Below are 10,851 nucleotides of genomic sequence, written 5' to 3'. Positions count from 1 at the left end.
GTTCTCTTGAAGAAGAAGCGCAACGTGCCCGTGCTCAGGTCTTGAGGCTGGCCGAAACCACCTTGCCCGGCACGCAGAGACTCTGCCTGCGGGATTCGGCCTGTTGCACCCCGCTGTCCTCGATGCGTGCCACGGCATAGATGGAGCCCTGCTCGGCATAGGGGAAGGGCACGCTGTACGTGCTCTGCAGCGCCTCGGAAGCCTCGGGCAGCAATTGCTCGACACGTGCAGGCAACGCGGTGCTGTTCTCGCCGATCTTCACGTCGAGCATGGAGCCGATGCTCAACCGCTTGGCCAGCCGCGCGGGAAACACCGCGACGACGCCGATCCGGCTGCAATCGGTGACGCGCACCAGCGAGGCACCGGCCGTGACGTACGCGCCCTCGGGCGCCAGCACGGTGTGCACCAGGCCGGGCTGGGTGGCCGTGACCTGGTACGCGGCGAGCTTCTCGACGCGGCGGCGCTCATCGTCTTCAAGCTGTGTGATCTGCTTGAGCTGCTTGAAGATGGCGGTGCCGTCCTGCTGGGCACGGTCGATGCTGTTGCGCAATGCTTCGCGCCGGCTCGAGAGCGTCTGGAACAGGTTGCTGCCGCCGGTGCCCACGAAGGCGCCCTGCCCCGCGCTCACCACGGTCTGCGCCTGCCCGGCAAAGGCCTGCTCGGCCACCGCCGCGTTGGCGCGCGCTGTGCTCAGCTGGGCCTCGGCCGCGTTCATCACCTGCTCGCTGATGGCGCCCTCTTTCAGCAATGCCTCGTTGGTGCGGACCTTGTTCTCCTGCTCGGCCACCACGCTATGCGCCACGTCGCGCTGCCGCTGGGCAATTTGCCATGCGTCCCATGTCTGGGCCAGGGAAGCCTGGCGGTGAACCTGGGCCTCTTGCCCGACGGATCTCATCTCCTGGCTGTCGGCCTTGAACTGATTGCCCAGCTGCGACAGCTGGCTTTGCAAGGCAAGACGCTGCGTTGTCAGCGTGGTGAGGATCTCCTGGCTGACCGTGGGATTGCGCACCGTGGCCACCAGGGAGCCCGGCACCACCGCGTCGCGCGTATGCACCGCCATCTGCGTCACCACGCCGTTGATCGGCGAGGTGACCAGTCCCACGGGCGCCTCCAGGACGGCCCGCGTCGCCTGCGCGGACAGCAGCGGCTGGATCAAGGTCGCGATCATGAGCCACAGCACGAAAGCCAGCAGCGCGTAGGCCGCCAGCTTGGGAACGAATGAACCCCTCTGCCGACTTCGACCGGGCCGCGATCGGGCGCGGCGGTCGATGGTGCCGGCAATGCGCGCCGGGCGACGAAAGAGCAGATACGAAATCGGTTTGGACGCACGCATAGCCACCTCTTGAAACGTCGACGGCGCGCACCGGCAACCGTGCCGGCACATCGCCCATTGATGAAAGGGACTTGACCGAAGAACCCTGTCGAACCACGAGCCCGGAGGCTCGTTTTTTTGATGCTGCAGTGCAATAAAAGTACGTCGAAACCGCAATCCGTTCTGCTTCCGTGAGAAACAAGATGTGCGAACTTCCCATTCAGTTCGGCCGCTGAATCGGGGCAGATTCCTACATTGGTTCTAGAGTGAAGGAGATTGACAACGCAGGGCCGATCCGGCTGGCCGGCGCAGCGCGTTGTTCAGGTTCTCAGGAGATTCAAGGGCGGCGCCATTTCGAGCGCCCGGCTTGCGCCGATGCCCACAGGCAGGTCTCAAGATGTGTTCGACAGGCTCACGAACAACAGCTGGTAACGATGCTGCTGTTTTCGGGCGCGTTTATCGATCCGCAGCGTTGCTTGCCTGCCGATTGAAATCGGTGCCGGTGTTGGTTTTTTGCTGGCACTCGCGGGCGGGTTGCGCTGCCAACGCGAGCGTCCGATGTCAGGTCAACGCCTCGGCCAGCGCCACGGCGTCCGCGCCAGCGGGAATCCGGATCGGGCACGACGGGTCATTCGCCGCGCGCCATACAGCTTGCGCCACATCCAGCGCGTGCGTGACCGGCCCTGGCGATTGCCCCATTGCCGTGAATACGCCCTGCGCAAACTCGGCGTACGCCTGCGGAATTCCCGCCTGCATCCGGGGCTGTGCGTTCTTGCTGAAGGGAGTCCCCGGAGACCGCCCGGGCAGGACCAGGTTCACCCGCACATTGAACTGCCGGAGTTCAAGCGCGAGCGACTCGCTGAATGCGTTGACCGCCGCCTTGCTCGCGGTGTACACGGAAAGCATCGGGAGCGGCTTCAGCGTGGTGCTCGACGATACATTCACGATGACACCTGCCCTGCGTTGCCTGAACTGAGGCAGCACCGCCTGGGTCACCATCAGCGTGCCCATCGTGTTCGTCTCGAAGATTTCGCGGGCAAGCTCCATCGAGCTGTCTTCGAGAACGCCCAGCAATCCGATGCCTGCGTTGTTGACCAGCACGTCGATTGGCCCCGCGGCCTCCACGGCCTGGCGAATGCTTTCAGGGTCGGTGACGTCGAGCGCGAGCACGCGCAGGCGATCAGAACGGGGCAAAACGTCTTCGCGTGGCGTGCGCATCCGCGCCTCGCGGTTGCAATCCGGCAGATGCACGAAAGCCCGACCCGGCCCTGGACAGTTGCGCAGCTGGCGAAAGAGGCGGCCCTCTCACGCTCGACGTTCTTCGAGCGCTTCAGCCGCGCAGTGGGTGTCGCGCCGATGGAATACCTCCTTGCCTGGCGAATGGCCATGGCAAAGAACCTGCTGCGACGCAAGGAAGCTGGCATTGCCGAAGTTGCGCAGCGCGTGGGGTACAGCTCCGCAAGCACATTCAACGTCGCGTTCACCCGGTATGTCGGGATGCCGCCGGGGCGCTATGCGCGTGCCATGTAGTTGCCCGGCGTCACGCCGAAGCAGCGGCGGAACCAGCGCGAGAAATGAGCCTGGTCCGTGAAGCCGCATTGCGCCGCCACATCGGCTGCCGCACACCCCTCGCGCAGCAGCGCCTTGGCCCTGCCGATGCGCGCGAGCCGCGCATAGTGCGCCGGCGTCACGCCGACGGCCACGCGGAACAGGCGATGAAAGTGCTCGCGCGACATGCCCAGCCGCCGGGCCAGCCCGCCCGGATCGATGCGGCAGGCATCCTCGGTCGCCAGCGCGTCGCAGACGGCCTCCACGCGCGCGTCGCCCGCATGCCGTTCGACCGCCACCAGTTCGCCGCTGGTCTGCGCTCCAAGAACCTGCTCCAGGAGCCGGCCGACCTGCGCACCGTCTTCCGCCAGCGCTGCAACAGCCAGTGCATCGACCATGGCCGCGTCTTGCCAGACGCTCCGGCGCAGCGCGCCCCGCTGGCCCTGCGGCCATCCGAAGCGCGCGCCAACCCAGACGTGCGGCACATACAGCATCACCATGCGAAAGCCCTGCGCGCTCACGCCGGCGGTGTGAAGCATGAAGGGCGCCATCAGCACCAGGTCGCCCGCCTGTGCCACCTGCCGCTCGCCGGCGCAGGTGAATTCGCAGCGGCCTTCGAGGATTGCGCCAACGCTCCACTCTGCATGCCAATGCAACTCGAAGCGCGCCTTGGGGTCGGCCGCGAACATCGCCTCGACCTGCGCGCCGTCTTCCATCGGCAGGCCGATCACATGCGAGGCGGGTGAGCTTGTGCGCGGGTTCATCCCTCCAAGGGTAGCGCCCCCCGCACCGTGATGCCCATCCAGCCGGCGCTGGCGGTCGTGGCGTCCACAGGTCCGAGCAGCGCCAGTTCTTCGACCGGGTGATCGTGGAACCGCAGCGTGGCACTGCCACCGGCCCAACCCGACTCGACGCGGTCGATGATGTCGGCGCGCAGATAGCGCGGCACAGCCACGCTGCCCGGCTGCGTCAGGTCGGGCCAGCCGATGGCGCCGATGGTCGGTGCCGCCAGAAAACCCAGGCGCCCGGCCTTCTCGCCCGACAGCGTGACCGAAGCGTCGACGAGCCGTCGCTCCTTCACGCTGAGACTCGCGCCCAATTGGCTGCCGGCCGACAACGGCGCAGCCGCCGGATGGATCAGCGGCATGCTGCGCGTGAGCCAGGTCTGGCCGATCTTCTTGGGCCAGCCCTGGAGCCAGCCGCGCAGCAGCGAGATGTCCTGGTCCACGTAGATCAGCGGGCAATAGAAGCACAAGCGCGCATCGCCAACGCCCGGCTTTGCCGCGATTTCGAGCACAACGATGGTCTCGCGGTACTGCGCGTACACGGGGTCGAGCAGCTCGCGGCCATCGTCACCGCAGGCCTGCCAGTCGGCGAAATGGACGCAGCCCTTGCCGGTGGCCGTGCCAAGCTCGGCCGGCACCAGCGCCGCACCAAGCGCGGCATCGAATTCGAAGGCTACGTTGACGAGCCAGCCGGCGTAGTGCCAGGGCGGTGCCTGCACAAGCGCGCTGCGGCCGGAGGATGTGAAAGGAGGCGTAAAAGATTGCGGCATCGGATGTGGACAAGTTCAAGACCGCCGCACGATATGGCCGCATACGCCGCCGCGTCTTGTACGCCAGTGATCCCGCTACGACAGATGACGGTGTTGTCCGACTCGCCCCACCCCGTCGGCAGACACAATGACCGCCTCGGCCGAGACAAGCCGAACGAACACAACGAGAAGCTCCCGGCTCCGCACGATGACCCCGATGACCCGTATCTATCTGATTGAAGACAACCCCCTGATCGCCACCACGCTGACCGACGGGCTGCAAGAATTTTCCGAATGCAATGTGATCGGCACCGCCACCACCTCCGGCGCCGCCATCGACTGGCTCAAGAAAAACCCCGAAGGCTGGGACGCGGCCGTCATCGACATCTTCCTGGCCGAAGGCAACGGGCTCACCGTGGCGCAGTACCTGCAGGAGCACAAGTCACCAGCGCAGCGCACGGTGGTTCTCATGAACTACGCGACCTCCGAGGTGCGCGAAGGCGCGCTGTCCGCGGGCGTGGATGCGGTGTTCGACAAATCGCTGCAGCTCGAAGCCTTCTACGACTTCTGCAAGACGCTGAATATCTCGCCGCGCCGTTGAGGCGGCGGTCGCAAGCGGAGCGGCTCATCGCGGCACAATCGCCAGCGTGCCGACCTTCAAACACAGCCTGACTGCCGGCCTCGCGCTGGCGTTCGCCCTTGGTGCCGCGGCCGAGCCGGTGCTACTCGTCACGTCGCCCGCCGCCTTGCAGGCCGCGGAAAATTCCGGCGCAGGTTTCGCGCACTGGACCGGCGAGACGCCGGGTAGCGACGGCATCGCCACCAACCAGGCCCTGATGCGCTCGCCCGCCTGGCGCTCCATCACCGAGTCGATCAGCGCGAGCCTCTCCAGCCTTCAGCGGCGCGACAGGCAGGCCGGCGTCGGCATCTCCAAATATCCGCACCGGCTGTTCGATGCGCGCTGGCTTGCGAGCCCCGATGCCTTCTTCGAACTGGTGGGCGTCGCCAACCGCATGGACCGTCGGCCCTTCCAGAGCAACGCATGTGGCGAGACGCGGCTGGTGTACCGCCTGGCCTATCGCACCGCCGCGATGCAGTCGCGCCTGCCGATGACGGTCAACGTCGAGCTACGCGGCGATGCGCCCGATGCCGATGGCAGTTGCGCGAGCGCCGCGAAGCGCTGGCAGCCGCCGCAAGCGTCGATGACCGACGAGGCAACGGGCCGCTGGCTGGTATCGGCCGATGGTCCGCTGGCGCCGCAGCGCCTGGCGCTCGCGCGCATCGCGCAGGTCACGACCAACCTGCAGAGCGTTCGCTGGCCCTCGGCGGTGCGGCCCGATCTGGGCGGCCATGCCGAATACATGCTGCGCGCCTTTCGCTGGAATGCAGGCGCGAAGCGCTTCGACGTTGCGCCGCTGGAAAACACACCCGACATCGCAAAGCTCAAGGCCAGCGCCTCGCTGCGCAAGGAGCTGCAGCAATGGCTGCAGCAGCCCGCGAACCTGCGCGCGCTGGACGAAGCTACCTTGCAGATTCCCGAGAAATTTCTCGCCACCGAAGCCGTCTCGGTCGCGCCGCGTGGGCTCGAACGGCTGGCGAACCGACCCTTCGAGCAGCTCTTCGCACCAGGCGAATGGCAGGCCGTTCAGGGCAGCCGAACGCTGCAATCACCGCAGGCAGTGCTGCGCCGCCTCGACGACCTGAGTTGCGCGGGCTGCCACCAGAGCCGCGCAGTCGCGGGCTTTCACCTGCTCGGAGTAGACCGGCGCGGTGCATCGCGGACCTTCACCACGGGCAACGCGCTGGCGGTGCCGCACTCGCCGCATGTGCAAGACGAACTGGCACGTCGCGGCACCTATGTGCGGGCCGCGCTGTCGACGCCGCGGCCCGATCCGTTCCGCCCGCTGGCCGAGCCCGACGATGCGAACGCCATGGCCGAGAAGCCGACGGTCGGCGCGCGCTGCGAGCCCACCCGCATCACCGCATCCGCCAACCCATGGCTGGACCGCGCTGAAAAACTGCCGCGCATCTCCTGCGAAGGCATGCTCTCCGTGTGCGAGAAAACCTCGGTCGGCTTTCCGGGCGGCATGTGCTCGGGCCCCTGCGATCCGGGCGACAAGAACGGCACCTGCGGCGGCATCGCGATCCTCAGCGACTTCAACAGCTGCCTCGCCGCGAAGAAGCCCTTCGGCGAATGCCTGGCGAAGCACACGCGGCCCGGCAACCTGCGCAGCTGCTCGGTGCAGCAGCCCTGCCGCGACGACTACATCTGCGCGCAGGCCGAGGGCCAGCCCGAAGGGCGCGGTGCGTGCATACCGCCCTACTTCCTTTTCCAGATGCGGGTGGACGGGCACTCCTGACGACGGTCACTTCGCTCATTCGTTCGCGGTCGGGCGCATCAGCCAGGCAGAGACGGCGGCCACCACACCGAGCACCGCGACATAGATGCCCACCGGCACGATGCTCGAATACTTCGCCACCAGCGTGGCCGCGATGATCGGCGCAAGCCCGCCGCCGATCGCCGCCGCGAACTGGATGCCGATCGAGATGCCCGAGTAGCGCAGCTCGGCCGGAAATTGCGCCGCATACAGGTTCGACTGCGGCGCGAACATCAGCGGGTAGTTGATCGACAGTGCCACCACCATGGCCACGGTGTACGCCGTGAGCGATCCGCTGCCGATGGCCTGGAACAGCGGCACCGCCATGATCGCCAGCAGCAGCCCGCCGAATACATAGAGCCGCCGCGCGCCCACCTTGTCGGCAAGCCAGCCGCTGGCCGGAATGGTGAAGACCATCACGGTCGAGCCGGCGATCAGCGCGTGCAGCGCATCGGAGCGCGAGAAGCCCAGGCGGCTGGTCGCATACGAGATCGAGAACACAAGAATGGTGTAGATCAGCGTCACCTCGGCCAGCTTGCCGCCGATGGTCAGCAGCAAGGGCTTCAGGTGCGCGACCACGACCTCGCGCGCCGGCAGCGCCGCCGTTTTCTGGTGCACCTTGACCTGCATGAACTCAGGCGACTCCTGCACCTTCATGCGGATGAACACGCCCAGCACGATCAGCACCGCGCTCGCAAGAAACGGCAGCCGCCAGCCCCAGCTCAGGAAGCTGGCCTCCGGCAGTTGCGTGACCAGCGCGAAGGCGCCCGACGACAGCAGCACGCCGATGGGTGCGCCCATCTGCGGCATGCTGCCGACCAGCGATTTCCATTTGGGCGGCGCATGCTCCACGGCCATCAGCATCGCGCCGCCGAGCTCGCCGCCGAACGACAGGCCCTGCCCGATGCGCAGCAGCACCAGCAGCACCGCGGCCCACAGGCCGATCGATTCGTAGGTCGGCAAAAGGCCGATCAGCACGGTGCAGATGCCCATCAGCAGCAGGCTCAGCGTGAGCATCGACTTGCGGCCCAGCCGGTCGCCGTAGTGCCCGAAGATGATGCCTCCCAGCGGCCGGGCGAGCATGCCGCTGGCGAAGGTGCCGAAGGCCGCCAGCGTGCCGACTGTGGGGTCGAAGTTGGGAAAGAAGAGCTTGTTGAACACCAGCGCCGCGGCCGTGCCGTAGGCAAGGAAGTCGAAGGCCTCGATGGCCGTGCCGACCATGGTGGCGGCGCCGATCTTCCACACGCTCTGCTGCTTTCGCTCCGCAGTAGCCACTTTTGCTTGCAATGGCGAGGCGATGCTGTTCATGGCTGCTCCTGCGTGATCTGCCGCGCGAACATCGCGAAACTGGCGTTGACGATGCTGCGCTGCAGAAGGAAGTCGTGCGACTCCTTCGCCAGTACCGGATCCACCAGCTTGAGCCGCCCGTAGGCCGATTGCGCGATCAGCTGGTTGCGCGCCGCGCGCTCGATGAGCACCGACATGTAGAGCGACTCCTCGATGGTCGCCGTGGCGGCCAGGAAGCCGTGGTTGGCCAGGAGCACGCAGCGCTTCTTGCCCAGGGCTGCGGAGATGATCTCGCCTTCGACGTCGGCAATCGGCAGGCCGGGCCACTCGGGCAGGAACGCGCAGTCGTCGAAGAAAGGCGTGGCGTCCATGTGTGCGATCTGCAGCGGCTCGCCCGTCATCGAGAGCGCCGAGACGTACGGCGGGTGCGTGTGGATCACGCAGTTCACGTCGGGCCTGCGCCTGTAGACCCACAGGTGGAAGCGCACCGCGGGGTTGGGCACGCCGCGGCCTTCGAGCACGCGCAGCGAATCGTCGATGCGCATGACCGACTGCGGGCGGATCTCGGCGAAGGCATGCGCGAGAGGTGTCGTCAGGAAGGTGCCGTCGGGCTGGCGCACGGTGACCTGTCCGGCCAGGGTTTCGGAGTGCCCTTCCTTGGCGAGGATGCGGCAGCTGAGCGCGAGCTTTTCGGCCTCGCTCCAGTTGCCGTAGCTGAGGCCGTCGAGAGACGGCGCGGGGGTGTCGTGGGTTCCAGGGCTCGTATCGTTCACGCTTGGCTCCTTTGCATCGGCGGGGTGCGGCCAATGTAAGAAGCGGTGTGCGGTTTGCTCTTGCGCGTGGGCGCACGCGGGTTGATCCAGCGTGCCAACTAGTGGAAAGTCTTGACTCCTGCCCGACGGATGGCCGACGGATGGCCGCCTAGACTGCATCCGACTGCACCTGCTTGGCACGAAGCGTGCGGGCCAACGGCAGGAGCCCCACCCATGCACCACGACACAGCAGCCTCCGACCTGAGCTTCGCGCCCTGCTTCCGCCCGTTCTATCCGGGCGACGTGCAGGGCTACTCGAATGCGCTCGATTCGCTGGTCTACCCCGGCGAACTGAGCGTGCAGGACAGCAACCCGCGCATGAGCCTCGAAGCCTGCCGCCTCGTGGGTGGCGGGCTGGCCATCAGCTTCGCCTCGACGCCGCTGGCGGTTCGCCATGACACGGCGCTGGCCTCCACCGGAGGTATGGGCGGCACGGGCGACGTGCTCGCCATGATTGCCGTCGAAGGCGAAGGCACCATCGACCAGGGCGGCCGGCGCATGCCCTTCCGCAAGGGCGACATCACCTTCCGCACCACGCGGCTTCCCTCCACCTGCACGCTGACCTCGCCCGGCAAGCTGGTGATGCTGCGCCTGCCCTCCGACCGGTTCTTCGGCATCTATGCCGACCTGCACGACCGCTTCGTGCCCTCGATCGCGCAGGCCGATTCGCGCCTGGCCGAGGCTGCCCGCGCGCACATGGGCCATGTGTTTCCCGGCACGGCACAGGCAGCGCCTGCGCTGGCGTATTTTTCGGAGCAGTCGCTCGTCTCGCTGCTGGCGGCGACCTATTGCGAATCGATGGGCGAATCGGTCGCCGAAGACGCGGCCGACGGCAAGCGCCGCGAGCGCGACCGCTGGCAGCGGCTGGTAGCGTTCATCGAGGCGCACCTCGGCGATGCGGAGCTGTCGGTCGATGCGGTCTCGAAGGAGCTTGGCATTTCGAAGCGGCTCACGCACCGCCTGTTCGAGATGCAGCGCACGCAGTACGGCACGTACCTCAAGGTGCGCCGCCTGGAGCGCGCGAAGGACGAACTGCAGAACCGGCGACTCGACCACCTGAGCGTTTCGGAGATCGCCTATCGCAACGGCTTTGGCGATGCGAGCCATTTCAGCCGCTGCTTCAGGAGCCAGTTCGGAACCCCGCCCGGGGCCTATCGCAGATCGCCGGACTGAAGGGTTCGCGCGGCCGGAGAAATATTGCTTGCCATTAGATCGCACGCGATCTAATATTCGCCCATGCCTGCCAAGCGCTCCACCGCCCAACCCGTCGACGCCCCTGCGAGCAATTCACTGGTATTGGACGAACAGCTCTGCTTCGCCGTCTACTCGACGATGTTGAGCCTCAACAAGGTGTACCGCGGCCTGCTGCGCGACCTGGATCTCACCTACCTGCAATACCTTGTCATGCTGGTGCTGTGGGAAAAGGACGAGATCAACGTCTCCGAAATCTGCACCCGCCTGTCGCTCGAGACCACCACCCTCACCCCGCTGCTCAAGCGGCTCGAAGCCCGCGGACTGATCCAGCGCGTGCGTTCGCCCAGGGACGAGCGCCAGGTCATCGTGTCGCTCACGGCCGGTGGCCGTGCGCTGCGCGCCAAGGCGCAGGGGCTGCCGGGTTGCGTCGCGCAGGCCATGGAGTTGTCTCCCGACCAGATCGGCGCGCTGCGCACCCAGTTGCTGGGTCTGCGCGCCAGCCTCGACAGGAACGCGTGATGCGCAGCCGCTTCGCCGTTTCTGTTTTTTCAGGCCAATTACATCGCATGCGATATTAATTCATACGATACAAAACTCATCTCAACCACGTCACTCAAGGAGCGCACCATGTCCGCAAACAGCAAGAACCCCACCGCCACCCCGACCCGCCGCAGCCTGTTGGTCGGTGGCGCTTCCGTCGCAGCCGGAGCCCTCGTGGGGACCGGCTTTTCCCAGGCGGCGTCCGCCGCCTCCACTTCTGCGCCGAACCAAGGCGCCATCCATCGT

At 66.6% G+C, this 10,851-nt stretch carries 9 protein-coding genes and 2 pseudogenes; 5 read left to right on the top strand and 6 right to left on the bottom strand.

From position 1 onward, the window contains the following. Positions 1-34: 34 nt before the first annotated feature. Together ACTG4X_RS14485 and ACTG4X_RS14480 are read right to left on the bottom strand one after the other, a co-directional pair. Positions 35-1,333 carry an HlyD family efflux transporter periplasmic adaptor subunit gene (locus ACTG4X_RS14485; protein ID WP_093052436.1) on the bottom strand — a complete coding sequence of 433 codons (1,299 nt, stop codon included), beginning with the start codon at positions 1,331-1,333 and terminating at the stop codon, positions 35-37. Positions 1,334-1,873: 540 nt separating this feature from the next. Then, positions 1,874-2,536, bottom strand: a pseudogene (locus tag ACTG4X_RS14480) (SDR family NAD(P)-dependent oxidoreductase); the annotation flags it as partial. Between ACTG4X_RS14480 and ACTG4X_RS14475 the strand changes: the two are divergent. Then, a pseudogene (locus ACTG4X_RS14475) lies at positions 2,525-2,842 on the top strand (helix-turn-helix transcriptional regulator); the annotation flags it as partial. The pseudogenes ACTG4X_RS14480 and ACTG4X_RS14475 overlap by 12 nt on opposite strands. On the opposite strand, the gene ACTG4X_RS14470 reads toward ACTG4X_RS14475, so the two are convergent. After that, the gene (locus tag ACTG4X_RS14470) at positions 2,824-3,624 is read right to left on the bottom strand and encodes an AraC family transcriptional regulator (RefSeq protein ID WP_440534132.1); all 801 of its coding nucleotides are present in this window, start codon (positions 3,622-3,624) and stop codon (positions 2,824-2,826) included. The pseudogene ACTG4X_RS14475 and the gene ACTG4X_RS14470 sit on opposite strands and share 19 nt — an antisense overlap. Further along, positions 3,621-4,415: an acetoacetate decarboxylase family protein gene (locus tag ACTG4X_RS14465; protein ID WP_093080419.1), complete on the bottom strand. Its 795-nt coding sequence runs from the start codon at positions 4,413-4,415 to the stop codon at positions 3,621-3,623. The genes ACTG4X_RS14470 and ACTG4X_RS14465 overlap by 4 nt, the downstream gene beginning before the upstream one ends. Before the next feature lie 196 nt (positions 4,416-4,611). Between ACTG4X_RS14465 and ACTG4X_RS14460 the strand changes: the two genes are divergently transcribed. Together ACTG4X_RS14460 and ACTG4X_RS14455 are read left to right on the top strand one after the other, a co-directional pair. Beyond that, a complete protein-coding gene (locus ACTG4X_RS14460; RefSeq protein ID WP_093052451.1) occupies positions 4,612-4,995 on the top strand; it encodes a response regulator in 384 nt (127 codons plus the stop codon). Positions 4,996-5,041: 46 nt separating this feature from the next. Continuing rightward, complete coding sequence (locus tag ACTG4X_RS14455; RefSeq protein WP_440534131.1) at positions 5,042-6,754, top strand: hypothetical protein; 1,713 nt, start codon at positions 5,042-5,044, stop codon at positions 6,752-6,754. A gap of 15 nt (positions 6,755-6,769) precedes the next feature. On the opposite strand, the gene ACTG4X_RS14450 is transcribed toward ACTG4X_RS14455, so the two are convergent. Beyond that, positions 6,770-8,080: an MFS transporter gene (locus ACTG4X_RS14450; RefSeq protein WP_440534130.1), complete on the bottom strand. Its 1,311-nt coding sequence runs from the start codon at positions 8,078-8,080 to the stop codon at positions 6,770-6,772. Continuing rightward, positions 8,077-8,832, bottom strand: a complete 756-nt coding sequence (locus tag ACTG4X_RS14445) for an aldolase (RefSeq protein ID WP_256216937.1) — start codon at positions 8,830-8,832, stop codon at positions 8,077-8,079. The genes ACTG4X_RS14450 and ACTG4X_RS14445 overlap by 4 nt, the downstream gene beginning before the upstream one ends. A 213-nt stretch (positions 8,833-9,045) precedes the next feature. On the opposite strand from ACTG4X_RS14445, the gene ACTG4X_RS14440 reads away from it, so the two are divergent. Then, positions 9,046-10,044 carry an AraC family transcriptional regulator gene (locus ACTG4X_RS14440; protein WP_093176575.1) on the top strand — a complete coding sequence of 333 codons (999 nt, stop codon included), beginning with the start codon at positions 9,046-9,048 and terminating at the stop codon, positions 10,042-10,044. 63 nt (positions 10,045-10,107) lie between these two features. Further along, entirely contained in the window at positions 10,108-10,584 is a 477-nt protein-coding gene (locus ACTG4X_RS14435) for a MarR family winged helix-turn-helix transcriptional regulator (RefSeq protein ID WP_093080409.1), read from the top strand. Positions 10,585-10,851: the final 267 nt, after the last annotated feature.

It is taken from the genome of Variovorax sp. YR566, from assembly GCF_051992195.1.
Classification (GTDB): Bacteria; Pseudomonadota; Gammaproteobacteria; order Burkholderiales; family Burkholderiaceae_C; genus Variovorax.
This window is presented reverse-complemented; position numbering and strand designations above follow the sequence as displayed.

Bases quoted from the DNA above. Each gene is read 5' to 3' on its own strand.
- ACTG4X_RS14470 (WP_440534132.1), bottom strand. From the start codon at position 3,624: ATGAACCCGCGCACAAGCTCACCCGCCTCGCATGTGATCGGCCTGCCG.
- ACTG4X_RS14440 (WP_093176575.1), top strand. From the start codon at position 9,046: ATGCACCACGACACAGCAGCCTCCGACCTGAGCTTCGCGCCCTGCTTC.
- ACTG4X_RS14460 (WP_093052451.1), top strand. From the start codon at position 4,612: ATGACCCGTATCTATCTGATTGAAGACAACCCCCTGATCGCCACCACG.
- ACTG4X_RS14435 (WP_093080409.1), top strand. From the start codon at position 10,108: ATGCCTGCCAAGCGCTCCACCGCCCAACCCGTCGACGCCCCTGCGAGC.
- ACTG4X_RS14485 (WP_093052436.1), bottom strand. From the start codon at position 1,333: ATGCGTGCGTCCAAACCGATTTCGTATCTGCTCTTTCGTCGCCCGGCG.
- ACTG4X_RS14465 (WP_093080419.1), bottom strand. From the start codon at position 4,415: ATGCCGCAATCTTTTACGCCTCCTTTCACATCCTCCGGCCGCAGCGCG.
- ACTG4X_RS14450 (WP_440534130.1), bottom strand. From the start codon at position 8,080: ATGAACAGCATCGCCTCGCCATTGCAAGCAAAAGTGGCTACTGCGGAG.